Source organism: Acidicapsa ligni (assembly GCF_025685655.1).
GTDB classification, from domain to species: domain Bacteria; phylum Acidobacteriota; class Terriglobia; order Terriglobales; family Acidobacteriaceae; genus Acidicapsa; species Acidicapsa ligni.
Genome location: NZ_JAGSYG010000007.1, coordinates 69,638 through 94,098, shown reverse-complemented (window position 1 = coordinate 94,098; position 24,461 = coordinate 69,638). Strand labels below are relative to the sequence as shown.

The 24,461-nt window shown below is 53.6% G+C and carries 26 protein-coding genes; 18 read left to right on the top strand and 8 right to left on the bottom strand.

The window, feature by feature from the left end:
• The first annotated feature begins 66 nt into the window (after positions 1-66).
• A complete protein-coding gene (locus OHL19_RS20080) occupies positions 67-1,149 on the top strand; it encodes a PIN domain-containing protein (protein ID WP_263359619.1) in 1,083 nt (360 codons plus the stop codon).
• A gap of 948 nt (positions 1,150-2,097) precedes the next feature.
• On the opposite strand, the gene OHL19_RS20075 is transcribed toward OHL19_RS20080, so the two are convergent.
• Positions 2,098-2,439 (bottom strand): hypothetical protein, encoded by a 342-nt coding sequence (locus OHL19_RS20075; protein WP_263359618.1) that lies wholly within the window; start codon positions 2,437-2,439, stop codon positions 2,098-2,100.
• A 199-nt stretch (positions 2,440-2,638) separates the two neighbouring features.
• Here OHL19_RS20075 and OHL19_RS20070 point away from each other — a divergent pair, with 199 nt between their 5' ends.
• Positions 2,639-3,130: a heme-degrading domain-containing protein gene (locus OHL19_RS20070; protein WP_263359617.1), complete on the top strand. Its 492-nt coding sequence runs from the start codon at positions 2,639-2,641 to the stop codon at positions 3,128-3,130.
• Positions 3,131-3,207: 77 nt separating this feature from the next.
• Here the strand turns inward: OHL19_RS20070 and OHL19_RS20065 are convergent, their stop codons facing one another.
• Entirely contained in the window at positions 3,208-3,597 is a 390-nt protein-coding gene (locus OHL19_RS20065; RefSeq protein ID WP_263359616.1) for a hypothetical protein, read from the bottom strand.
• 109 nt (positions 3,598-3,706) lie between these two features.
• Positions 3,707-4,093 carry an OB-fold nucleic acid binding domain-containing protein gene (locus OHL19_RS20060; protein WP_263359615.1) on the bottom strand — a complete coding sequence of 129 codons (387 nt, stop codon included), beginning with the start codon at positions 4,091-4,093 and terminating at the stop codon, positions 3,707-3,709.
• A 487-nt stretch (positions 4,094-4,580) separates the two neighbouring features.
• Between OHL19_RS20060 and OHL19_RS20055 the strand changes: the two genes are divergently transcribed.
• From OHL19_RS20055 to OHL19_RS19990, 14 genes are all read left to right on the top strand, one after another.
• Positions 4,581-6,389 carry a cytochrome c biogenesis protein DipZ gene (locus tag OHL19_RS20055; protein ID WP_263359614.1) on the top strand — a complete coding sequence of 603 codons (1,809 nt, stop codon included), beginning with the start codon at positions 4,581-4,583 and terminating at the stop codon, positions 6,387-6,389.
• Positions 6,390-6,729: 340 nt separating this feature from the next.
• Positions 6,730-7,860, top strand: a complete 1,131-nt coding sequence (locus OHL19_RS20050) for an acetylserotonin O-methyltransferase (RefSeq protein ID WP_263359613.1) — start codon at positions 6,730-6,732, stop codon at positions 7,858-7,860.
• A gap of 166 nt (positions 7,861-8,026) precedes the next feature.
• Entirely contained in the window at positions 8,027-8,491 is a 465-nt protein-coding gene (locus tag OHL19_RS20045; protein WP_263359612.1) for a cupin domain-containing protein, read from the top strand.
• Between the two features lie 251 nt (positions 8,492-8,742).
• Positions 8,743-9,777, top strand: a complete 1,035-nt coding sequence (locus OHL19_RS20040; RefSeq protein WP_263359611.1) for a 6-phosphofructokinase — start codon at positions 8,743-8,745, stop codon at positions 9,775-9,777.
• A gap of 137 nt (positions 9,778-9,914) precedes the next feature.
• Positions 9,915-10,421, top strand: coding sequence for a GNAT family N-acetyltransferase (locus OHL19_RS20035; protein WP_263359610.1), 507 nt, complete (start codon positions 9,915-9,917; stop codon positions 10,419-10,421).
• Between the two features lie 317 nt (positions 10,422-10,738).
• Positions 10,739-11,011 (top strand): helix-turn-helix domain-containing protein, encoded by a 273-nt coding sequence (locus tag OHL19_RS20030; RefSeq protein WP_263359609.1) that lies wholly within the window; start codon positions 10,739-10,741, stop codon positions 11,009-11,011.
• A gap of 118 nt (positions 11,012-11,129) precedes the next feature.
• Complete coding sequence (locus tag OHL19_RS20025; RefSeq protein WP_263359608.1) at positions 11,130-11,474, top strand: DUF488 domain-containing protein; 345 nt, start codon at positions 11,130-11,132, stop codon at positions 11,472-11,474.
• A 78-nt stretch (positions 11,475-11,552) separates the two neighbouring features.
• A complete protein-coding gene (locus OHL19_RS20020; protein WP_263359607.1) occupies positions 11,553-12,659 on the top strand; it encodes a M24 family metallopeptidase in 1,107 nt (368 codons plus the stop codon).
• A 20-nt stretch (positions 12,660-12,679) separates the two neighbouring features.
• Positions 12,680-12,976: a DUF1330 domain-containing protein gene (locus OHL19_RS20015; RefSeq protein WP_263359606.1), complete on the top strand. Its 297-nt coding sequence runs from the start codon at positions 12,680-12,682 to the stop codon at positions 12,974-12,976.
• A 64-nt stretch (positions 12,977-13,040) separates the two neighbouring features.
• Positions 13,041-13,568 carry an acetyl-CoA carboxylase biotin carboxyl carrier protein gene (gene accB / locus OHL19_RS20010; RefSeq protein WP_263359605.1) on the top strand — a complete coding sequence of 176 codons (528 nt, stop codon included), beginning with the start codon at positions 13,041-13,043 and terminating at the stop codon, positions 13,566-13,568.
• A 7-nt stretch (positions 13,569-13,575) separates the two neighbouring features.
• Positions 13,576-14,937, top strand: coding sequence for an acetyl-CoA carboxylase biotin carboxylase subunit (gene accC / locus OHL19_RS20005; RefSeq protein ID WP_263359604.1), 1,362 nt, complete (start codon positions 13,576-13,578; stop codon positions 14,935-14,937).
• A gap of 132 nt (positions 14,938-15,069) precedes the next feature.
• Positions 15,070-15,717, top strand: coding sequence for a thiamine phosphate synthase (locus OHL19_RS20000; RefSeq protein ID WP_263359603.1), 648 nt, complete (start codon positions 15,070-15,072; stop codon positions 15,715-15,717).
• Positions 15,718-15,875: 158 nt separating this feature from the next.
• A complete protein-coding gene (locus OHL19_RS19995; RefSeq protein ID WP_263359602.1) occupies positions 15,876-17,468 on the top strand; it encodes an APC family permease in 1,593 nt (530 codons plus the stop codon).
• 18 nt (positions 17,469-17,486) lie between these two features.
• Positions 17,487-19,019, top strand: coding sequence for an amino acid permease (locus tag OHL19_RS19990; protein WP_263359601.1), 1,533 nt, complete (start codon positions 17,487-17,489; stop codon positions 19,017-19,019).
• 97 nt (positions 19,020-19,116) lie between these two features.
• Here the strand turns inward: OHL19_RS19990 and OHL19_RS19985 are convergent, their stop codons facing one another.
• The gene (locus OHL19_RS19985) at positions 19,117-19,542 is read right to left on the bottom strand and encodes a BrxA/BrxB family bacilliredoxin (protein ID WP_263359600.1); all 426 of its coding nucleotides are present in this window, start codon (positions 19,540-19,542) and stop codon (positions 19,117-19,119) included.
• Between the two features lie 51 nt (positions 19,543-19,593).
• On the opposite strand from OHL19_RS19985, the gene OHL19_RS19980 reads away from it, so the two are divergent.
• A complete protein-coding gene (locus OHL19_RS19980) occupies positions 19,594-19,833 on the top strand; it encodes a hypothetical protein (RefSeq protein ID WP_263359599.1) in 240 nt (79 codons plus the stop codon).
• 57 nt (positions 19,834-19,890) lie between these two features.
• On the opposite strand, the gene OHL19_RS19975 is transcribed toward OHL19_RS19980, so the two are convergent.
• The gene (locus OHL19_RS19975) at positions 19,891-20,856 is read right to left on the bottom strand and encodes a metallophosphoesterase family protein (protein WP_263359598.1); all 966 of its coding nucleotides are present in this window, start codon (positions 20,854-20,856) and stop codon (positions 19,891-19,893) included.
• A gap of 89 nt (positions 20,857-20,945) precedes the next feature.
• Here OHL19_RS19975 and OHL19_RS19970 point away from each other — a divergent pair, with 89 nt between their 5' ends.
• Positions 20,946-21,995, top strand: coding sequence for a UDP-N-acetylmuramate dehydrogenase (locus tag OHL19_RS19970; protein ID WP_263359597.1), 1,050 nt, complete (start codon positions 20,946-20,948; stop codon positions 21,993-21,995).
• A gap of 95 nt (positions 21,996-22,090) precedes the next feature.
• Here OHL19_RS19970 and OHL19_RS19965 read toward each other — a convergent pair whose 3' ends face one another.
• The 3 genes from OHL19_RS19965 to modB all read right to left on the bottom strand — a co-directional run bounded on the left by OHL19_RS19965 (position 22,091) and on the right by modB (position 24,452).
• Positions 22,091-22,996: a Nif3-like dinuclear metal center hexameric protein gene (locus OHL19_RS19965; RefSeq protein WP_263359596.1), complete on the bottom strand. Its 906-nt coding sequence runs from the start codon at positions 22,994-22,996 to the stop codon at positions 22,091-22,093.
• An 84-nt stretch (positions 22,997-23,080) separates the two neighbouring features.
• Positions 23,081-23,791 carry an ABC transporter ATP-binding protein gene (locus tag OHL19_RS19960; protein WP_263359595.1) on the bottom strand — a complete coding sequence of 237 codons (711 nt, stop codon included), beginning with the start codon at positions 23,789-23,791 and terminating at the stop codon, positions 23,081-23,083.
• A complete protein-coding gene (modB, locus tag OHL19_RS19955; protein WP_263359594.1) occupies positions 23,784-24,452 on the bottom strand; it encodes a molybdate ABC transporter permease subunit in 669 nt (222 codons plus the stop codon). The genes OHL19_RS19960 and modB overlap by 8 nt, the downstream gene beginning before the upstream one ends.
• Positions 24,453-24,461 lie beyond the last annotated feature (9 nt).

Genomic DNA, 24,461 nt, shown 5'->3' with positions numbered 1-24,461 from the left:
TGATAGCGGGCTGCTCTGTGTTGCATTCTCTTCCTAATAAAACCATGCTTTGTCTATCATCGAAGGATGGCTGGCAATCCCGTAACTGACGCAGTGCACCTCGACACGCAGTTTTTCGTGTCGTCTGCTTTTTCGTTCAACTCCAACAAGATCGAATCACTCAAGAGGCACTTTGCTTCCGGGCGGCTCCGGCTGATTTTGACGGACATCACGATCGCCGAGGTACACGCGCGCATTCGCAAAACGGTTGCAGAGGAATTGCTGCTGCATCGTCAGTTCGTGAACCAAGTGAAGGCTCTCCACAATTCCTCGTTGCAGCCCATCACCAGCCTCCTCGTGAAGGCAAAGGACGATGAAGTGGCGGCCGACTTGTCACACCAATTTGATACATTCCTCCATGAGAACGGAGCGACAACGATCTACGCTACCAAGCTGTCAGCAGAGGACGTATTCAAGAAGTACTTTTCGGCAGAACCGCCCTTTGGTACTGCCGAGAACAAGCGGCACGAATTTCCGGATGCCTTTGTGGTCGAGGCGTTGGCAGGCTGGACAGAAGGGGAAAACTCCGATTTGTTGGTAGTGACCGACGACAAACTTTTCGGAGAAGCTTGCGCATCCTCGGAGGCGGCCGAGCGTCTGCACATCAAGAAGACGCTGACCGACCTCCTGAATCACGTGGCTTCAGACGATGAATTCGCCGAATACTTGCGGGCCGAAGTTATGAAGCACATGGCCGAGATCGAGAAACAAGCCACGGAAGAGTTCGAAGGGTATTTCTTCTGGGTAGAGGATGAGAATGGTGAAGCGGAGGTCCATGTCACACAGATCACCCATGACGGCGACGTTGAGATTTTGGAAATCGATGAGGATGAAGCATTGTTTGAGATGAGCTTCGAGGTGAAGTTCACCGCGAAGCTTTCTTACGACGATTCGGCCACTGCCTCGTATGACCGGGAAGACGGTTCCCTGATCTATGTTGAGCACCGCCGAGAGAGTGTCGATCGTGAGGCTTCACTGACTGCTGAGGTGCGGGTTCAATTCGATCGAGAAGCGAAGACCGGCGTCGACCACATCGAGGTATCAGTTGTTGATCCTTCGGATGGGTTTGGAATCGAGACCAGTTCTAACTACGGCTACCCCTGGAAGTGACTGCGCGAATCCGACGTCTGGCAGGTGTCGGGCGCGGTGAGAAAATCCTGCGTAATCCTTCAAAGCCTCCTAAATGGAGCGAGCCAGGCCGCTCGGCACGCCGGCAATCAACGCATCTTGATGCCATACAGAGTTACCATGAGAGGAAAAGGCGGGTAGCAGGGACAAATGGGCCTGTCGTCTTGGTCCTCCGAATAGCCCGAATCCAGCTGAACGGATGCTTTACAACCGGTTCGAGGTCGGATCTAGCACGATGGAGGTGCGCATGTCTGAAGTCACCTCGATCAACGGACCTTTGCCCAACAAAGGCAGAGGTCAGGCACTTTTGAGGCGTAACTGAGTGAGGGTGCTGGCGAGGGTGCTGAAATTTGGAATCTTCGGTTTTCCCAGTGTTTTTGAATGCCCAAGGGTGCTGAAGTTAGCCATCAACGCCCATGAAATCATTTAGATACAACCAGTTAGCGTAACTGTCACGGCAGAGGTCGCGGGTTCGAGCCCCGTCGTCCCCGCCACTAAATCCAAGCAATACAAGGGTTTATGGCAAGTGACATTATCAAGACCCGCCTTTGAGGGTGCTGACTAAGGTGCTGGAGCGATCCGCACCTTTTTTCTTTTCCCCTTTATACCCTTCGATGGTGCTAGAATTTTCTTCCTTCCTGCTTCAAATACCGTCTCTATGACCAAGTTGCTGCTGGCCTCGCGCTTTGTCGCGGAGGTCGCTCGTGCGTAAACGTCGAGCGTAATCCGCGAATTGCATGCGCAAGTTGGCATGGCGGTGAAGTTCTTGCGTTGTGTTGAGATCTGCTTCCGCAGCTCCGAAGTTTTCTCATCGACTTTCGTCGAAGGGGCGATCGTACGACCAGTTAAAGATATGGAAACTCTAAAGTATTTGTAACTTTAAGTCTTTAGATACAAAGGCATCACGACGAAAGCCGCTAACGGTCACTGTTAGCGGCTTCGGTCATTCGTTTTGGCAAACGGATGCTCTCCACGCGCAGGTAAATGGCCCTTATAGCCGTGGCTCACATCCAACTTATTGTCCACATGTCCATGAAAATCCTTGGGACCGTGAAACCACGGACCCGCTCCAACAAACCGTCCGCCTGAAAACCACTCCGGCCCGTAATAGCCGTCAGGTGTGCACGAATAAGGAGAATAATCGTAGTAACCATATGGACACACAGGAGCCGCCCCGATACTGACAGAAATCTGAGCATCTGCCTTGTGTAAAGGAATCAGCAAAACACCTGCTCCAAGCACGACTACCGCCAAATATTTCAACATCTGCATAACTTCACCTCTATATTTGGAATAGCACGCAAGTCAAAAGATCGTTCGCATAGTGACAGGAAGTGCCTGCGGTAGATGGTACAGTCGCCCTCTGCAGCACCATTCCATCTCGATTAAAAGACAGACATGCTCGATAGAAATATATTCTCAAGGCAGGATGGAATGAATATGGCTAGAATGATCTTGTTTAACTACTCCAATGCCCATACCAGAAGATCTAGTTCGCATCGCACTTCAGGAGCAGCAGCTACAATATGCAAGCTTCAGTGAAGAGTCAGCATGGCTGCTTGGTACACGTCTGCGCCAACTTGCAGTAGAACGCAACCTGGTTGCCGTTATCGACGTGCGTCGCTTCAACCAGCCGCTTTTCTATACAGCCCTGCCAGGTACAACAGCAGATAACATTGACTGGGTACGCCGCAAAAGCAACGTAACCCTCCGCTTCCATCGAAGCTCATATGCCGTCGGATTGGAAACGAAACAGAAGAATTCCACCCTGTTCGAACGCTATGGGCTACCGGATAGTGAATATGCTTCTCATGGTGGAAGCTTTCCTATTCGTGTCGTCAGCGCCGGTATCCTTGGCGCGGTTACCGTCTCGGGATTGCCACAGCGTGCCGATCATGAATTAGCCGTCGAAGCACTCTGCCTTGAACTTGATCGTGACTTCACAGAATTTCGACTAGATTAACTAAATTGCGCAACGAACGAAAATAAGGCCCTCTAAAGAGGGCCTTATTCATCGCGCAATCTGCGCTTTCTCAAACCTTACCGATGTCCGTGCGGTGCTTCGTGTCCATGTGCATCATGCATAGCTTGACCATGGAACTCGGCACGATGATCTACGGGATGCTCGCCGCGAGCAGGCATTCGTCCGTGATATCCCTGGCGATAGTCAAGGTGATGGTCTACATGACCATAGAAACCTCTCGGTCCATGAAACCAGGGACCAGCGCCGATAAACACACCACCGTTGAACCACTCGGGGCCGTAATAGCCATCAGGCGCACAAGTGTAGGGAGGTTCTTCGTAATATCCATAGGGACAAACCGGCGCGACTCCAATACCAACCGATATCTGAGCGTCCGCTTTGTTAACAGGAACAGCAAGCAAACCAGCAGCAATTGCCATCAATCCAAGATGCTTGATCATTCGCATATATTCACCTCATCCAATTGGAATCCAGCCAGACACAAAAGGTTGGCTTGAAATTCCTTGTCTCCAGTTTACATATCCATTTAACTCTGCCTGTCATACGGTTAGCTGTTCAAATACACGCAGTATCGATTTGCGGATTCTGGAAGGTGTCGTGATTGTCAGCGTCACTCAAATCCAGACAGGCAAAGTCCTTCTCAACGATGATCTCCACGCTGCCATGCTTGCCGAGATCGACTGTAGAGTAAACACCAACCTGATCCGTCTCAGCCCATGAGATTGCCTGCTCCTTCGGAAGAACGACGATAACCTCGGACTGCTCGTGTCTCAATTCAACGTTCGCTAAACCGGACTCATGCTTCAATGCATAAATCAGAAAAGCATGATCGCTTGAAGAGAAATAAATCTTCCGCTCGATATGGCCTGTTTCAATGAACGTCGTCACATCGGAGCGGAGAAGTCTCAATCGAATTGAATTACCATTGATACGCAGTTTCATGTCGCTTCTCCTATTTCGTAGTGCTGCCAGAGATGTTTTCTGCCTCGCATTATGCACCCCGAATATACGAATGTGATGCTTCAGGGGCAGCCAGCGGCTCGATCCTTTTGATACAAATGATTAAGCTGGATACGCAGCTTTCTACCACTCTATCCGTATTGTTAAAGCGCTCTTGCGATCTAACTTTATCTGCGATTTTTTTAAACACTTTACAGCAAAAGCATCATCAAAGCTGTGGCACTGGAACTCTCTTACTATAGCTGGGCACACCCCTACATGCTCGACTCGGATTACGCGGAAATCGTCGCCCTTGGCCGATATTGTCGGCAAATACATTGCCCGGTATTCCGACTGAACCGCGGTCGGGTAAACCGCAGCCCCTCCACCCGTAACCTGTGAGAGGGTTTTGTAATCTGATCTTTAGCGAAGTCCAGGGCTTTCGTTCATTCTGGTATCGTGGCACTTGGACAAGGAGTAGGTGAGTATCATGCTTTTGCTTTTACTGGCATATTTCGGTGGAATTCTCACCATCCTCAGCCCGTGCATTCTTCCGGTGCTGCCTTTTGTATTTGCACGCTCCGACCAGCCCTTCCGCAAGACCGGTTTGCCACTGCTGGCGGGCATGGCCGTGACATTCGCCCTGGTCGCCAGCCTCGCCACGGTGGGCGGCGGATGGGCTGTCCGTGCAAACCAGTTTGGTCGAATCGCCGCACTTGTTCTCTTCGGCATCTTCGGTCTCACTCTGCTCTTCTCGTCGCTTGCCGAACGCATCTCTCGCCCGATTGTCCAGTTTGGGAACAAATTCTCTCAAAATACAAGCTCCACTCCAGGCGCGGCCAACTCCTTTCTCCTCGGTATTGGGACCGGTCTCCTCTGGGCACCTTGTGCTGGACCAATTCTCGGATTGATCCTCACCGGCGCAGCTCTTGGCGGAGCAAGTATCCATACCGTCTTTCTCCTCCTTGCCTATGCCGCTGGAGCGGCTACCTCCCTTACCATCGCACTCCTGGCTGGCGGTCGAGTCTTCGCAGCGATGAAAAGTTCGCTTGGCGCGGAGGAATGGATTCGTCGCATCCTGGGAGTTGCAGTACTCGCAGGCGTTGTCGCGGTGGCGTTTGGTCTCGACCGCGGTATTCTCACCCGCCTCTCACTCGCCAGCACAGCGAATCTTGAGCAGCATCTCGTGGATCGCTTCCATCCTCTAAGCCCAAGCACAAACCCGCAGTTGGCATCATCAGACGAATTAGCCTCAGCGAACGATCAGATGATGGCCGTCAATCCGCAGAAGAAGCCTGCGGCGAATGCGACTGTGGATGCCAGCGCCAGCAAAGACGGCGGCACTCTCATGCCTGATATATCCGGTGCTACTGCCTGGATCAATTCGCCTGCCCTGACTCCTGCATCTCTTCGCGGCAAAGTTGTTGTGATCGATTTCTGGACATACTCCTGCATCAACTGCCTGCGGACGCTGCCCTACATCAAGGCATGGAATGAGAAATACAAGGATAGTGGTCTCGTCGTGATCGGTGTTCATACCCCCGAGTTCCCTTTCGAGAAGGATGAAGCAAACGTCCGTAAAGCAGTCAAAGACCTCGGCATCACCTACCCGGTTGCGATGGACAACGACTACCGCATCTGGCGCAACTTCAACAACCAATATTGGCCCGCACACTACTTCATCGATGCGACAGGACATGTCCGTTATCATCACTTCGGTGAGGGCAGCTATGAAGAATCCGAGAAGTGGATTCGCGATTTGCTCGAAGAAGCCAATCACAAACCTCTACCGCATGCTTCCATAAATATCGCTGCGACCGGAGCAGAAGCTGCTCCCGACTCCAACGATGTGAAATCTCCAGAAACCTACGTCGGCTATGAACGAGCGCAGAACTTTGCATCTCCCGGCGGCCTGAACCAGGATGTTCCGCAGCTCTATAAGGCACCAGCCGACTTCAAACAGAACGAGTGGGCGTTCGATGGCAACTGGCGTGACGAAAGACAAATCGCCACTTCACTCAGCGCATCCAGCGCCATCTTGTATCGCTTTCATGCCCGCGATCTTCATCTGGTCCTGGGACCATCGAAGGGTGGTAAGCCAGTTCGCTTCCGCGTAACGATCGACGGCAAATCCCCCGGCGCAGATCACGGCGTGGACACGGACGCAGCCGGATACGGCACCGTGACGGAAGACCGCCTCTATCAGTTGATCCGTCAGCACGGCAACATACAGGATCGAACCTTCAGGATCGAGTTTCTAACACCAGGCGTTGCAGCCTATTCATTCACCTTCGGTTGAGACATTCGTCAACCAGAGATAAGAGATAGCGAGACCATAGCGCAAACGCGCTCTACCCTGCCGATCGATGCAGGATGCAACCTTCGGATGCATCCTGCATCGATCTGGTATTCCGCGCCACATCGTCAGCGGACCTTCATGAGTGCATGAGAAATAGATCAGAAATCTCTTCACTAACCGAACCTATCTCAAGCGCAAAACCCGCGTGTATTGACATATGAAATAATTTAAATCAGATAGAGTTCGATGAAAATAATCTGGAGATCTGCCATATCGAGTAAACCGCAGAGGTCCTTCGACTACAGCTCTTGCGATAAGGCCACGAGAGCCTCCGCTCAGAATGATACGGCTTTTGCCCATCAATGCCTTAAAGATTAGCCATACATCGATACGACTTAGAAGATTTTTAAATGGCGGCCTTCTTCCGGCCGCGTGTTTTTTAACTTTCAATAGAACGCAAGGAGCAAGTTTGCAGAACACATCGCAAGTACCACATGAACAAATTCAATCTATTATCCTCGGCTACTGGCAGGCGCGGTCGCTTGCATTAGCCACTTCACTGGGCATAGCAGACCATTTAGCAGCCGGTCCCATGGCTGTAAACGAGCTTGCAAGCCGTACCGAGACGAATGCATCGGCCCTCTTCCGACTTCTGCGTGCGCTGGAGAGCATTGGAATCTTTTCCCAGTCTTCGCCACAGGTATTCGTCAACACGCCGACGAGTGATTGCCTGCGAAGAAATATACCAGGCGCACAGTGGCCGACCGTTCTCCATAACCTGGGAAGAGGCTACGGGCCGGTCGAGGGATGGGACGAATTGGAGTACTCGGTAAGAACCGGCAAGCGCTCTATCGATAAGACATATGGGTACGATTTCTGGGAGCTTTGCCGACGGAACCCACAGGCCAATGCTGCTGTAAACGGAACAATGCGCTCGCTAAGCGAAGCCATGACACCGGTTATTACAGCGGCTTATGACTGGAGTAGGTTTCCCATCATCGAGGATGTGGGCGGCGGAATCGGCACACAGATCGTATCGATTCTTGAAGCGAATCCTTCCTGCAGCGGCGTGCTGTTCGATCAAGCGCACGTGGTGGCGGAGGCTATCGTTCACGACCGGTTGAGGACAGTTGGCGGGAGCTTCTTTGAGTCCGTGCCGGGCGGTACGGATGCGACCCTGATGCGCTGGATACTTCATGACTGGAGCGATGCAGAGGCAACAGCGATTTTGAAGACAGTGCATCGGTCGATGAAGCCGACAGCACGGTTGATCTTAGTTGAGTTCGTGTTGTCGGATGGATCAGGTTTTGACTTCGGCAAGTGGACCGATCTGCAGATGCTGGTGATGTTTGGTGGACTCGAACGAACGAAGGAAGAATATCGCGCGCTGCTGCTGGCCGCGGGATTCGAGCTGGAAGAGGAAATTTCTACCTCGGCGCCTGTGAACTTACTCGTCGCAAAGCCTGTCTAGCGCCGACTTGTCGCAGCAGTTAACGGCACAGGCCTCCATGTGATACCCGGAGGTCTATGCCGTTAACTCAGGGCGCAATTGAAGAACCCTTACTAGCGTATTCTTTATAAGCGCGTTAAATAAAAGTGTTTGTCGCGTATTTAAATTCGAAAAGGAAGAAAAAAGTATGTCAGTAGCTCCCACGAGTACACAAAAACTGATCATTAAATTTCCAACAGACAAGCAATGGATCAAAGCCGTACCCGGTGAACAAGCTGCGATCTGCGTTCGCGGGTCCGACGTTAGCGACGCCTATTCCGTCGTGGAGTTGATGGTTGCTCCCCTTGGCGGTCCGCCCATGCATATTCATGAAAATGAAGATGAAATTATTGTAGTTCTTGAGGGCTGCGTTCGGTGCGTCTGTGATGAAACTCGCTTTGATGCTCCAGCGGGTACGACCTTTGTAGTGCCACGCGGCGTTCCACATGCCTGGAGAAGTCTCCCGGATACGACGTCACGCGTTTTGTTGACGTTCACTCCGAGCGGCATGGAAGGGTATTTTGAAGAAGTCGCAGGCCGGCCGCAGGAGGAATGGGCGACGATTGCGAAGAAGTATGCCTGCCTTCTGGTTGGCCCCCGAATCGAACTCTAAACATTCAGCACCTAAGCGGGCAGCCTTCCAAGGTAAAGATGCCCGTGATGGCCGCGGACACGAAGTGAAAAGGTAGAAGAGATTTTAAGACTTGCGGAAAGGCCCTCCCTGGAGGGCCTTTTTTGTTGAGTGATTTTGACTATGCTATCCCGCTGTATGGTGCAGGCGGAAACGAGCGCGTACACTGTCAGGGATGCTTTTGGAGCGCTTCGGTGCGCGGTGAAGGCACGGATTTTCAGGAGAGTAGAAGCATGCGAGTTGCGCTGTTGACGGGTGGCGGAGATTGCCCCGGTTTGAATGCGGTGATCTATGCCGCAGTGAAGAAGGGAATCAACAAGTACGGCGATGAGTTTGTCGGCTTCCTAAACGGTTGGCGCGGAGTGCTGGATAATAACTGGATTCCGCTGACACTTGAGCGGATTGACGGAATCCAGCTACTTGGCGGGACGATCCTGCACTCTTCTCGTACCAACGTAAAGAAGATTCCGGGCGGCATTGAGCAGGTTGAGGCGGTGTTGAAGGCGAACAAGATCGATGCCTTGATTGCCCTCGGCGGCGACGACACGCAGTCGGTGACATTGGCTCTAACCGATGCTGGCATTCCGGGTGTGGGTGTGCCGAAGACGATCGACAACGATATCAACGGCACGGATGCGACGTTCGGATTTGATACTGCGGTATCAATTGCAACGGAGGCCGTGGATCGTATTCGCACGACGGCCGATTCGCACAATCGTGTCGTGGTCATTGAGGTGATGGGCCGCGATGCGGGCTGGATTGCATATGCGGCTGGCGTAGCTGGTGGTGCAGACGTGGTGTTGGTTCCCGAGAAGGAGATCGATATCGATCATGTGTCGGCTCTGCTGAAGTATAACTACGATCGCGGTAAGCACTACGGTTTGGTAGTTGTAGCTGAAGGTTGCCATTTACCCGAGGTCGGGCAGGTGACGGGGTCGGCAGAAGTGGATTCGTTCGGACATGCGCGCCTGTCGGGTATTGGCGAGAAGCTTGCTGATCTGATTGAAAAAAAGACCGGCTTCGAAACGCGTTCAGTAAATCTGGGGCATACGCAGCGGGGCGGTTCTCCTACGGCATATGACCGTTTGCTGGGGCAGCGGTATGGTCTGCATGCAATCGACATGGTTCATGCGCAGAAGTGGGGCCGCATTGCAGTATTGCGCGGCACAGACATTACAGACATCACGATCAAGGAAGCGATTGCTACGAATCGCCGCCTCGATCAGCGATTCTTTGATGTGATTACGGACCTGGAAGCCAAGGTCTAAATCAGCTATGGTTTTGGCATGAGGAGCCCGTCGATTTTCGGTGGGCTCCTTTGTTTTGGGTGAGCGATACTGTTCGTCTGTAATTAAAACGAGGCGTTCTGACGGGTGGGAATGCGGTTTCCGCTATCCTAATAAATGTGAAGCCTCTCATCGCCGGGCCCGACGCGCCTGGTACATCGACCCGATTGTTTATCCCTTCTGATCTGCCTGCGTTGTACGCGGTGGAGCGGGTTTGTTTTGCTCCGCCGCTGCGATTTAGCCGGGCGCTGATGCGCTCCTTGAGTGAGGATCCGAATTGCCGGACGTGGCTGGGGATCGCGAGCCAGGTCTGCGCGGGGTTTGCAATGGTAGGCGTCGCGGGTGAGTTCGATGATGCGACGGGGGTGAAGGATTCTGCCGCGTACTTATGGACGATAGAAGTGCTGCCTGCTTTTCGGCGGATGGGTATAGCCCGGGCTTTGCTGGAGCGGGTGGAAATGAGCGCACGTGAGGCAATGTGCTCTGCGATTCAGTTGCATGTGGCGGCGCACAATCTGGACGCGCTCGCACTCTATGAGGGGCATGGCTTCGTTCGATATGGGATGGACCGGGAGTTTTATGGCCGGGGCATGGATGCTTTTCGATATCGGAAAACCCTGGAATAGGGGAAATTGTGCCCCTTGTATGCGGTCAGTTGGGCATTCCAACGATTTGAAATATAAGCCGGATCGGGCGGTTGCACCATTCGGCATACTTGTACTACGGGTTGGGCCAGAATCTCTCGACACCCCAACCGGCTGGAAGCTGACTGCGCCAATTTGCAAATACTTGTTAGCAGATGAAGCTCGATTACCGGAAATAATGGGGTAATTACCGGAAAAGCCTTGAATCTGCGGGTGATTCCGGGGTATACAGGGACAAGAGCAGTTCGGTCCCCCAGACCTTTCTCGTATGTGAACAAGCTTTCTTTGGAGACTTTCTGATGCGTCAAGCTGCCAAGTCCAACCTGCTGGTTCCTGAGATTCGCGAGGTGATGGACATTCGCCAGGCGTCGGATTACCTGGGTATATCGCCGGATACTTTGTATAAATATGCATCGGAAGCATTTGTGCCTGCGTTCAAGCTTGGGAACCGCTGGCGGTTCAAGCGTTCGCGCCTGGATGAATGGATGGACCGGCAGTCGGATCAGATGACGGCTATGGCTGAACCAGAGGTTTCTGCCAAAACGCGGAAGCCGGTCAAGGCTGCTTACTGATATTTGATTTTCTTTTCCTATAAATTTTGGCCACGGTTGATAGCTGTAAACCATATCGCACAGTCTTTCAAGGTTTACGCTTTGTAGCATCTAGCGTTTGAAGGCAGGTGACATTCGAATGCACGTTCAGATCAAGCGGGTTTATGAAGAACCGGGCGAGGCTGATGGCATTCGAATTCTTGTGGACAGGCTTTGGCCACGAGGTCTGACCAAGGCGAAAGCCGCGGTAGATATCTGGATGAAGGAAATAGCACCCAGCAATGAGTTACGTAAGTGGTTTGCTCACGATCCTGTTAAATGGGAAGAATTTAGAACGCGTTATATCGATGAATTAAAGAAGAATAGTCAGCAGGTTTTATTGTTGAGGCAGCAGGTCGAGAAGGGAACGACGACATTGCTCTATGGCGCAAGGGATGAAGAGCATAACGAAGCTGTCGTTCTGCAGCAACTCTTGCGTAAGTAGCTCTGGGACGAGATTTCGCAGCACAATCGAGTCGACGAGTGCTGCTCTGCCTGTGCGCCGCGTGATATACCTATCCGGATGAATTACTCAAAACGCATTGGGGCTTTGCGGCGGAAAATGGCTTCGGCATCCCTGCCGGGACTGCTGGTTACACATCTGCCAGATGTCCGCTATCTTTGTGGATTTACCGGGTCGAATGCTGCCGTGGCCATGACTCGGAGGGCAGTACGACTCTTTACCGACGGGCGCTATACAACACAGGCCGCTGAGGAGGTTTCGGGGGCTAAGGTGGAGATCGTGTCTTCGTCTCCGGCTATCGCTGCCGTGCAGTGGTTAGCCGTGCAGGTTACTGAGGCTGCGGGCGAAACGGGAGTTGTCGGGTTCGATTCAAATCATACTTCGGTGGCGGAATTGGAGCGGCTGAAAGCTGCGCTGCCTGGAAAGCTCAGGCGGAAGCTGCTGGTGCCACTGGAGAGTCCTCTGGTGGAGGCTCTGCGCTGGCTCAAGGATGAAGATGAACTGGCGATTATGGCTGAAGCTGCGGCGCTTGGTTGTAGTCTGTTTGACCACATGCTTGGGTTCATTCAACCGGGGCTGACTGAGGCTACTGTGGCAGCCGAGTTGGAGTACCAGGCACGGGTGCGTGGTGCGGAGGCAATGTCGTTCGAGAGTATCGTGGCCTCGGGGGCGCGTTCGGCATTGCCGCATGGCCGGGCAACCTCGGCGCGACTGCCTCGGCGTGGGTTTCTTACACTCGACTTCGGTGTTATCCTCAAAGGTTACTGCTCAGATATGACCCGTACGGTCTGTCTAGGCAAGCCAAGTGCCCGCGAACGAGAGGTTTACGGGGCGGTGCTGGCTGCGCAGGAGGCGGGTGTCGCGGCAGTGATTGCGGGCGCGGAATGCGGCGCGGTGGATGAGGCGGCGCGAAGTATTTTGCGTGGTGCAGGGATGGCGGAAGCATTCAGCCACTCGACCGGGCATGGTGTGGGAATTGAGATTCATGAGGCCCCGAGGATTGGTGCGGGGCAGAAGACAAAGCTGGCATCGGGCATGGTAATTACGATTGAGCCTGGTGCGTATTTTGCAGGTGAGTTTGGCGTTCGTATTGAGGATATGGTAGCGGTGACGAGGACGGGCGGGCAGGTGCTGACACCGTCTCCAAAGGCGCTGATCGAACTGTAGGGAATTTCAAGGAGAACGGAATGTCTGCTTATATCGTAATCACGCGCGAAAAGACGCGGGACACAGCTAAGCTGGAAGAATACAAGAAGCTCTCCGCTCCAACGTTTGAGGAGTTTCCAGTTACGGTGCGCGCCATTCACGGGCGGCACGAGGTTCTGGAGGGGGCTGCGACAGAAGATATCATCATCCTTGAGTTCGCCAGCTACGAAGAGGCGAAGACCTGGTATCACAGCCCGGTTTATCAGGCCGCGTGTGAATCTCGTTTTCAGGGTGGGGACTACCGTTTTATTCTCACTGAGGGCAGTCCGGCTAAATGATAGCCGTTTAAGTCAGGCGCAATTTTTGCTGAAGCAGTAAAGATCTGGAGAGCAAGAGCCAAGTATGAAACAAGACGAAATTGAAGAGCTGAAAGAGCTCATCGCTTTTCTGAAGGAAAACGAGATCGCCGAGTTTGACCTGGATCGTGGCGATTTCAAGGTGAGATTGAAATTCGCTTCGGCGGTTGTAGCTCCTGTTGTGCCGGCGCAGGGTGTGGATATGGCGACGTTGGCGCGCTTGCTGGGCTCGCAGGCTGCTCCTGCAGGCGTGAGTTACGCTGCGCCGGTTGACTCTGTGGGGCATGTCCATGCGGCTGCTTCGCCCGCGACTCCTGCTGCTGAAGAAGAGAATCTGCACATCTTGAAGTCTCCCATCGTTGGGACTTTTTACGAGTCGCCGTCGCCAGGTTCGTCGGCGTTTGTTTCCAATGGAGACAGGGTCGAAAAGGGCCAGGTGATCTGCATTGTAGAAGCGATGAAACTGATGAACGAGATTGAATGCGACGCGACAGGTGAGATAGTGAAGCGTCTTGTTAATAACGGCCAGCCGGTTGAGTACGGCCAACCACTTTTTGCTATTCGGATATCGTAAGTTGCCCATGCTTCGTAAAGTTCTAATTGCTAATCGTGGCGAAATTGCGCTGCGCGTGATCAGTGCCTGCAAAGAGATGGGCATTCGTACCGTTGCTGTTTACAGCGAGGCAGATCGTAATTCGTTGCACGTACGTTTTGCCGATGAAGCTATCTGCATTGGCCCGCCCAGGCCTGGCGACAGCTATCTCAATGTGCCTGCGGTGATCTCTGCGGCCGAAATTGCCAATGTGGATGCAATTCATCCTGGGTACGGTCTGCTGAGCGAAAATGCAAACTTTGCCGAAGTTTGCCGAGCTTCAAATATCAAGTTCATCGGACCTCCGCCGGAAGTTACGCGATTGATGGGCGAGAAGGAAAAAGCACGTCAGGCGATGAAGGCCGCCAGGGTGCCGATTTTGCCGGGTTCAGACGGTGTTGTTGCCGATGCGGATGATGCTCTTGCATGGGCGGCGAAGGTAGGTTATCCCGTTATTCTAAAGGCCAAGGCAGGCGGCGGTGGACGCGGTATGCGTATCGTTCGTTCGGCTGAGGAGTTGCCCAATCTTTATCATGCTGCGTCAAGCGAGGCTGCCAATGCATTTGGCAACGGCGAGATGTACATGGAGAAGTTCATCGAGACGCCGCGGCATATCGAGTTCCAGATATTGGCGGATGAGCATGGCAATGTCGAAGTGTTATTTGAGCGCGAGTGCTCGATTCAACGGCGGCATCAGAAGCTGATTGAAGAAGCGCCGAGTTTACAGATAACTCCGAAGATTCGCGCGGAGCTGACGGCGACCTTGAAGCGTTGCTTGAAAGATATCGGCTATCAGAACGCAGGTACGATCGAGTTTCTGATGGACGAGGATGGCTCGATCTACTTCATCGAGATGAATACGCGTATCCAGGTGGAACATCCGGTGACGGAAGCGATCACGGGCGTTGATCTGGTGAAGGCTCAGTTACGGATTGCCGCAGGTGAGCGGTTGGATGAGATCTTGCCTGCGAAGATCGAAATGCGCGGCCATGCGATTGAGTGCCGTATCAATGCGGAGCATCCGATCAAGTTCACGCCATCCGCGGGGAAGATTACAGTCTTCAATCTGCCGGGCGGAAATGGTGTTCGCGTGGATACAGCGCAGTATGCTGAGGGCGTTGTGCCTCCATACTACGACTCGCTGATTGCCAAGCTGATTGTGCATGGCAAGGATCGCGAAGAGGCAATGCAGAAGATGGAACGAGCGCTGGGAATGTTTGTGGTGGAGGGAATTGATACTTCGATTCCACTGCATCGAGAGATTTTCCAGGATCCGGATTTCAGGGCAGGGAAGTTTGATACGAAGTTTATGGAGCGGTTCCTGGCGAATCGGGTTGCTCCGAGCAGCTAGTATGCCCTGTTTCCCCATTTTTGTTTCCTGATCTTTGCTTCTTGATCTTGTTCTTGAGTCGGTTCCTCCATGAGGGGCCGATTTTCTTTGCGACTGAAACATCTCCCGGGCCGAGCGATGTAATCTTGAGGCATGCGTGATTGGTTGCCTAAGGTTTATCCCATTCTTGATTCTTCTATAATTCCTTTCGTAGATAGAGCCGTATTTCTGGATAGGTTAGGTCGCTCGCTCGCTGGTGCCGAGGTCCGCTTGCTGGAGTATCGCAACAAGAACGGGACAGACGCAGAAGTACTCGCAGATGCGCGGGTGTTACGGGCAGCAATGCCTGAGACGAAGCTGATCCTGGACGATCGCGTGGATATAACACTGGCGGCAGGTTTCGATGGAACTCATGTGGATGCAGGGGACATTCCCATAGCCGATGCACGGCTTCTGCTTGGTCCGCAGCGTATCGTAGGGACGTCGGCGGGCACGTCGGCAAGCGGTGAGTCCGGGGCGAGGGCGGCGGTGGCTGAGGGAGCGAACTATGTATCGTTCGGGCCGGTATTTACCACTACGACAAAGCAGACTTCGGCGCCGACGATCGGAATCGAGGGAGTGCGGCGATTTCGTGAGTTTTCCGGGTCGGAACCCGTTCTGGTGGCTGCGGCGGGAATTACGCTGGACACCGCCCCTGCAATTCTGGAGGCGGGAGCGGATGCTGTCGCTGTAGCGGCTGCTTTGTTTCGGAATGATGACCCCGCAAAGGAGTTTTTGCGGTGGATGGCGATTCTGAGATAAATCTATTGTTTAGAATTAGATGTTGCCTTGTACGGACGACATTGGTTTAAATAATAACCGGAATTTCAAGTAGCTTGAATTGCTTATCTTTTTAGGGATATGGCCCCTTCAAAGAAAGCAGAAGACTTTTTGTTTCAATTCGGGTAAAACCAATCCAAGTGACGACCCCAACTGCATCTCAATCTCGTGAGGCCGCCGCTGTCTCCAGTCCACAACTGGTGCAGTCTTTAGGACTTTTTAGTTCAACCACAATTGTTGTCGGGTCCATGATCGGGTCCGGCGTTTTTATCGTGGACGCAGATATCGCGCGGACGACTGATTCTCCTGCACTGCTGCTGGCAGCCTGGGTCGTAACCGGCATCATGACCATGATCTGCGCGCTGAGCTATGGCGAACTGGCCGCGATGATGCCCAAGGCCGGCGGCCAGTATGTCTACCTCCGCGAATCTCTGGGGCCGCTGTGCGGATTTCTCTATGGATGGACATTGTTCCTTGTAATTCAAACGGGGACGATTGCGGCCGTTGCGGTGGGGTTTGGCAAGTTTCTCGGCGTATTTTTCCCGAGCATATCGAGTACGCACTGGCTCTGGCATATTGCGCATGTACCTGCGGTTCGAGTAGGACCGATGATACTCGGCAACATGGAGATTGGCGTGAGTACCGCTAATCTGGTGGGCATTGTCGTTGTCTTTCTGCTGGCGTTCCTGAACATCTTTGGGATGAAGATTGGGGCGATGATCCAGAACGTGTTCACCTCGGCGAAGGGGCTTTCTCTGGCGGCGCTGGTTGTGCTGGGTTTTACCGTTGGCCGCAATCCAGTAGCGTGGGCTGCAAACTTTGGGCCGGGGCTAAGCGCGCTTTGGCGAAACGCAAGTTGGGGTTCGCTGCACCCGGTACAGGTTGGTATCGGCGGCCCAAGCATTCTGGTGAACATGGCGATCGTTTTGGCGGTGGTTCAGGTGGGGTCGCTCTTCTCCGCGGATGCCTGGAACAACATCACCTTTACTGCGGGTGAGGTACGGAATCCAAAGCGAAATATTCCTCTGTCGTTGATCCTGGGAACAGGGTTCGTACTGACGGTCTATTTTCTGGTCTCTGTGGCGTACATGCTGGTGCTGCCACTGCATGGCGATCCTCATGGTGCGACGGTGCTGGCGCGAGGCGTGCAATATGCCGCTGAGGATAGGGTTGGAACTGCAACGCTGGAGCAGATCTTCGGTGGCATTGGGGCCTCGCTTATGGCTGCAGCGATCCTTATTTCTACCTTTGGTTGCGCAAATGGAATGACAATGGCGGGCGCGCGTGTGTATTACGCGATGAGTCGCGACGGGCTATTCTTTAAATCTGTTGGTAAGCTGCATCCGAAGTACAAGACACCGGTTGCAGGTCTGATTGTGCAGGCTGTGTGGACGGCAGTGCTGTGTATATCCGGTTCTTATGGGCAGTTGTTGGACTACATTATTTTTGCAGTGCTACTTTTCTACATTTTGACGCTGCTTGGCTTGTTTGTACTTCGTGTGAAGCGGCCGGATGTTGTACGGCCTTACAAGGCTCTCGGTTACCCGGTGCTTCCTGCTGTTTACATCGCGATGGCGGGTTGGATCTGTATCGTATTATTGCGATATAAGCCTCAGTACACTTGGCCGGGTTTGATTATTGTCTTACTGGGGATTCCCGTTTATATTTTCTGGTCGCAGCGTTCGAAGAATGTATCGTCGGACGGTCTAATTCAATCTGAAATCAACAACTGAGGAGGAGTGCCCTCATACATGTCAAGGCTACTGCGAATTAAACCGATGTCCATGTTGTCGCAAGAGGCGGGTGAAGAAGGCGAGCACACGCTCAAACGATCGCTGGGGGCATTGAATCTCATCACGCTGGGAATCGGTGCGATCATCGGTGCTGGAATTTTTGTGCTGACCGGACAGGCTGCAGCGAAGCACGCCGGACCGGCTGTATCGCTGAGCTTTATTCTGGCCGGCATCACTTGCGCCTTTGCGGGGCTCTGCTATGCGGAGTTTGCATCGATCATTCCGATTGCCGGTTCAGCCTATACCTATGGTTATGCAACGCTCGGCGAGATGGTTGCGTGGATCATTGGCTGGGACCTGGTATTGGAGTACGCATTTGGCGCGGCTACGGTCGCTTCGGGGTGGTCTGGTTATTTCGTAAGCCTGCTACAGCAGATGCACATCTCTATACCGCCCGCGCTGACGACCACAACGGGCAATGTGCTGGTGCAATATAAAGGGGCCTGGATGGATAGGATGTCGCTTCCTCCAGGAATAAGTGATGCGGGGCTGCCGCACGTAACCGGTCTTTTCAACCTGGTGGCCATGCTGGTGGTGCTGGTGATCACGACGATTCTGGTGATCGGCATCAAGGAATCGGCAAATCTGAATTCAGCAATCGTGATTGTGAAGCTGGCGATCGTGGGTATCTTCCTGGTGTTGGGCATTGGCTTCCTGATCAAACATCCGGAACTTGCCAGGTTGAACTGGCATCCCTTCATTCCGCCATCGGATGGACATGGGCAGTTTGGGTTGAACGGTATTGCAACAGGAGCGGCTTCGATCTTCTTTGCGTACATTGGCTTCGACGCTGTTTCGACAGCAGCGCAGGAAGCAAAGAATCCGCAACGGGATATGCCCATCGGCATTCTGGGCTCACTGGTTGTTTGCACCATCCTCTACATCATGGTGGCCACCGTGTTGACTGGCTTGGTGAACTACAAAGCGCTCAATGTGGCGGCTCCCGTGGCGCTGGGCATTGACGTGACCGGAGTTAGCTGGGGTTCGCTGATTGTAAAAATCGGCGCCGTCTTCGGCCTGGGCACGGTGATGCTGGTGATGCTCCTGGGCCAATCCCGAGTTTTCTTTTCAATGGCCAAGGACGGGCTGCTGCCGAAGTGGGCTGCAGCGATTCATCCGAAGTTCCGCACGCCTTATATCTCGACGATCCTTGTCGGAGTCGTCGTATCGTTCATGCCGGCATTTTTGCCGATCGACAGGCTTGCAGAGCTGGTGAATATAGGCACGCTTCTGGCCTTCACAATCGTTTGTGCCGGCGTTTGGATCCTTCGAGTCAGGCATCCAAATATGAAGCGTCCCTTTAAGACACCATTTGTGCCAGCCGTTCCAATTCTCGGCATCATTTCTGCGTTGTACCTGATGACCAAGTTGGAGATTATTACGTGGGTGGTGATGATAGTCTGGCTTCTGTTTGGGCTGATTATCTATTTTGGCTACTCTATCAAGCACAGCAAGGTGCAGGCGCTGCCATTAGCCTCGGATGGCGACTGATTCGGTTAGGAGCAAACAGGAAAGCCTCCCGATTGGGAGGCTTTCCTGTTTGCAGATGTGATTTTCTGCATGGAGCTAACTTGTGCAGTTGCCTGGCTTATGCCGTTGCTTTGGCGCAGAGCTCGTCAAAGGCACGGACGAGTTCACCAGCGATCTGGGGAGCTGTGCTGGACTCGATGATGTAGCGCTGCATGAGGTAGACAAGCTTGCCGTCGCGGAGGATGGCGATGGCTGGCGATGTTGGTGGTTGTCCTTCAAAATAGGAACGAGCACGGTCGGTGGCTTCGCGATCCTGGCCAGCGAATACGGTAACGCTCTGGTCAGGGAGCGTCGGATGCTGTAGTGCAAGCCGGACGCCGGGGCGCATCTTTCCGGCAGCGCAGCCGCAGATGGAGTTGACGACCAGCATCGTTGTGCCTGGCTTGGCAAGCGCCGCGTCAACTTCTTCGGCAGTACGTGCTTCCTGAATTCCGGCGCGGGAAAGTTCTTCGCGCATGGGGATGACCATAATTTCTGGGTACATGGATGCCTCTCATTGATTTGCTGTTGATTTCAAAATTATTAGCAATAAGTCTTGATTTTTGAAGAGCTTATCACTGCCACAGGTAAATCCAAAACAATGCGTAAATTGCGTAAAATTGATGAAAGCATCGACCAATTCAGCAACTCTATGTTTTGGATGTTCTCCCAAATACAAAAAGAGCAGCCATACGAATATTATTTTACTCCGGTGAATACTCTCTCTGCTGCTTTTGGCCCTGCAAGCGTTTGGCTTTGCAAATATATGGCCGACATACAAATGAGTATGGGATGACGTTCCGAAGGCCTATCGGAACCATCGGAATCGGCGGGTGTTGCCTGTTGACTCAATCTAAGTGTTCTCCGGGGCGATGGTTTTGAAGCCGTAGGTTTCGTAGCGCCAACTGATTTTTTCATTGCGGAGGCTAACGACGGTAAAGCCCTCCGGAATTCCCCATCGAGTGCCGTGCCACCAGTTGCCGGAAACGGCTCCGCTGGTGACGTAGTGTACGCCACGAAACAAAATATCTTCGTTGATATGTGTGTGTCCCTGGAAGACGGCGAGGGTGTTGTGCTTTTCGAGCAGAGGGATTACATCGTAGGCGTTGGCTACCGTTAGTTGCTGATGAACAATTGCTGAGGTGACGGCTACTCCAGAGCCTGATTTGGCAGCAGGAGCCGCGTACTCGCCTGCGGCAGATATCAGGGGGACATGGCAGGAGGCGATTACGGGCGTGCCGGGAGCGAGCTTGGAGAGGTTACTCGCGAGCCAGTCAAGTTGCGGGTCGTCGATGCGCGCTTCCCAGGATCGGTCGTCGGTGGGCTGGATGCTGTCCAGCACGACGAAGTGATAGCCCTTGTGATCAAAGGAGTAGTAGGTGGGGCCGTGGAGTTCGGTGAAGAGTTTTTTGCCATAGCCCGGGCTGTCGGGGTTGACCTTCTTGGAAAACAGGCCGAAGAGGTCGTGATTGCCGATGGTGTGATGAATTGGCTTACGGATGGACTTTTCGGTTTCGGCATAGAGATTTGTAACCAGATCGACGCGGGCGCGATCGACGGCGAGCGAGTCGAAAACATGATCTCCGCCTTGAATGACGAAGTCTGCAGGAATGGATTGGACTTTCTTGAAGGCCATGGCACAGCCTGCGGCAGCATCCAACTCCGGCTGGAGATGCGTATCGGTGAGAAAGATGAAGTCAAAGCTGCCGGGATTACCCGTGGATGTTTGATCAGCTGCCAGCGCATCTTTTGTGGCGTTCGGGAGAATGGCGGCGCCAGCTGCAACGGCACTTAGCGAAAGAAAATTTCTTCGGTTCATCAAGCTCATAGCGGGCATGGTAGCACGGGTCTTGTTAACAGCGCACCGGTTTTAGGCCAAGTTGAGGGCTGGTGTTGTAGGCTGCGGAAATGGAGATTCAAGAGCAAGTGTTGCTGGCACCGTTTACTACATTTGGGATCGGTGGTCCGGCGCGTTGGTTTGTTGAGGCGGCCAGTGAGGCAGATGTTGTGGATGCCGTGCGTTGGGCGCGGGACCGTGCGGTGCCGCTGTTCGTGTTGGGGGGAGGGAGTAATCTGCTGATTTCGGATGCCGGGTTTTCGGGGCTGGTATTGCGGGTTGTGTTGAAGGGGATTGGGACATTTCCTAGCGATTCGGGAATGCTCTTTCGAGTGGCCGCTGGCGAAGATTGGGATGAGTTTGTCTCGCTGGCAGTGATGCAAAACTGTGCGGGAATTGAGTGTCTGGCGGGGATTCCTGGGACAGTTGGCGGAACTCCGGTGCAGAATGTTGGGGCCTATGGGCAGGAAGTTGCTGAGACGATCCTAGGTGTCCGAGTGATGGATTTGGAGACGCTTGAGTTTCGTGAGATGACAGCGGCGGAGTGTGGATTTGCGTATCGCAGCAGCGTCTTCAATTCGACTGCACGCGGGCAGTTTCTGGTGACGCGGGTGGATTATCGGCTTCGGCCGGGTGGTGAGGTAAATCTACGCTATGCGGATTTGCAAAAGGTATTTACGGCGGGCAGTAATCCGGGGTTACTGGAGGTTGCGAACGCTGTACACCATATCAGGCAGTCGAAGGGGATGCTGCTGGTTGAAGGAGATCCGGATTGTCGGAGTGCAGGAAGTTTCTTCAAGAATCCTGTGGTCTCTGCTGTGGAGTTTGCTCATCTGTCGGCTCGGCTTGGATCTGCTCAGCTCGGATCTGTGCCGCCCTCTTATCCGGCAGGCGAGGGGCTTGTGAAATTACCCGCGGCGTGGCTGATCGAGCAGGCTGGATTTCCAAAAGGATTTCGGCTGGGGAGAGCCGGGATTTCTTCGCGGCACACACTGGCGTTGGTGAATCTAGGTGGGGCAACGGCTGCGGATCTGTTAGTTCTGCGGGATGTCATTGTGGCAGGAGTTTCCGAGAGGTTTGGGATTGCTCTGGCGATGGAGCCGGTGATGGTTGGTTTTTAGTGAGAATTTGCCTCTGCCCTTTGCGTATAACAGCGTTGAGGATTCGGCATCTTGGAGGTTTATACCCATTGAAAGTGAAAATACTCTAACTTCAATTAGTTTTTGGGTGGATTGGCTGGGTTCCAAAATGGTTCTGGTGATGGGACGAACTGGATTGGGACCTCTTTAATAAAGTCTCGGAGCCAATCTGCGCATAAGATCATGCCGCCCTGTTCCGAGAGAACGTGGCCTACGACGATAAGAGCTTTCTTATTTCCCGCCGTAATGCTGTCCTGCACGTATTCGACGAGTTCCCATTCCCGAGTTTCGCCACAGATGAGCAGATCGGTTTCAGGCTGCTCGATTATCTTGATTCCGGATTCGCGGCTGATGTATCCCCAACTGGTCTGCACGTGACGGATAGGTAGCTGCGGATCGCCGATGACACGGAGAGTCGTGGCGTTGAGGCGAGTCTGCATCTGGCGCGCGAAGGCTGCAAGAGGTGTAGCCGGAAATGTGAGCTTTTTCGGGTCAGCAGGGTCGCTTACGAACTTTTGCCAGCCAAGTTGCTCGACCATTCCCTGGGCTATACCGTCGGGGTGGCGTGCGTGCCAGTGATCGTGGAAGTGGAAGATGGCGACTTCGTTCTTTTTGCAGAAATCCAGCTTGAAGCGAAGCGTGGGGTCGTCGGCGATGTCGGCGGTCTGATCCTGATGCAGATAAAAGGGTGTTTCGTGGGTTATGACCATGTTGCTACCCTGCGCTACGCATCGCTGAACCACATCTAAGGTGGCCATCATGGTGGTTGCAATGCCGTGAACCTGGGTTTCAGGCGTGCCCGTGAGCAGATTATCTACAGTCTTCTCCATCCATGGAACGCCGATATGTGCCTTGATTCGGGAGATGACTTCGCTGGCGGTAAGCGGCGAGTTTGAGGGAGATTGACCGAGGGCGATGCTGGAAGCGAATGCGCTGCTGGCTGCGAGAAAGGCGCGCCGAGAGAGTGTGTTTGTATCGGACATGATCGGGTTTGCCTTGGCAGAAAAGATAGGGTTTCGCTTCACGGGCAAGGCTACAGGATTGATGTGGGTTGGAAAAGGGAAAAGTTAGTTTGAAGCACGATTGAGGCGGTTCAGAATGCGTTGCCGTTCAGCGGCCAGAACCTGGCTGGCGGGACCGAGAGCGGTGAGATGGCCTTCGTGGATCATGGCGACTTCAGCCGATGTGGCCAGCGCATCCGCTGCATCATGGGTGACGAGGATAGTCTGAATGTTTTGTTGGGCGAGCCAGCCTTGGAGTTGGGCGAGAACCTGATCGCGGGCCTCAGCGTCGAGTGCCGAGAGTGGTTCGTCGAGCAGGAGCAGGCGAGGTATGGGGGCCAGTGTCCGGGCAAGCGAAACCCGCTGAGCTTCGCCACCCGAGAGTGTGCGTGGCCAGCGATCGACAAGGTGGGCTGCGCCAACCAGGTCAAGCATTGTATTGAGCCTTGCTTTACATGTGGTTGAGTCTAAATTCTTAATGCCGTACATCACGTTGGCTTTAACACTTAAATGAGGGAAGAGTGCAGGTTGTTGAGCCGCGAGACCAATTCCTCGCTGACCCGGTTGCTTGTGGAAGTGTTTGGCTGTATCCGTCAAAGGCCGGTCATCGAACAGGATGTTGCCCGAATCCGGCTTTTCGAGGCCGGCAATCATGCGTAGCAGGGTGCTCTTGCCTGCGCCGGATGGGCCGTAGATTACGGTCCAGGGAGACGCTAACACGCACTCGATTTTCAGATGGAAGCTGCCGCGATGGGCCTGGAGATTCAGCTCAAGCATTGCGGTTACTCCGGCTCCTGGGACGAGCGTAGATGGCGATCAGCGCGACAGTACACAGGATGAGCAGTATCGCAGCGGTGCGGTTGGCTGCGGCGTAGTCGAAGTTTTCGACCTGATTGAAGAGCACGATAGAAAGAGTACGGGTGGCTCCTGGAATATCTCCGCCGAGCATGAGAACTACACCAAATTCGCCGAGAGTGTGGAGAAAACTGAGAACGGATGCGGTAAGCAATGATCGGCTGGCTAAGGGAATGAGCAGGGTGCGGACCAGGCGGATGGGACTTGCGCCGATAAGTTTGGCGGCATCGATGAGGGACGGATCTATTGCCGAGAAACCAGCGACGATGGGCTGGACTGCAAAAGGAAAGCTGTAAATCACGGAGCCCACAGCCAGTCCTGCGAATGAGAAGGCAAGCGGATGGCCTAGTAGCGAAGCGATGGTGCGACCAATGCCGGTGCGCGGGCCCAACAGGACAAGTAGATAGAAGCCGAGAACTGTGGGTGGCAGGACAAGCGGAAGAGCCGTCAGAGCCTCTGCAACTGCGCGCAGGCGGGAACGGCTTAGAACTATCCAGGCACTTATCGGGATGGCGATGCAGATGAGGATCGCGGTGGTGATGGCGGCGAGTTTCAGGGTGAGAACGAGCGCTTGCCAGTCCATTGATTCCAG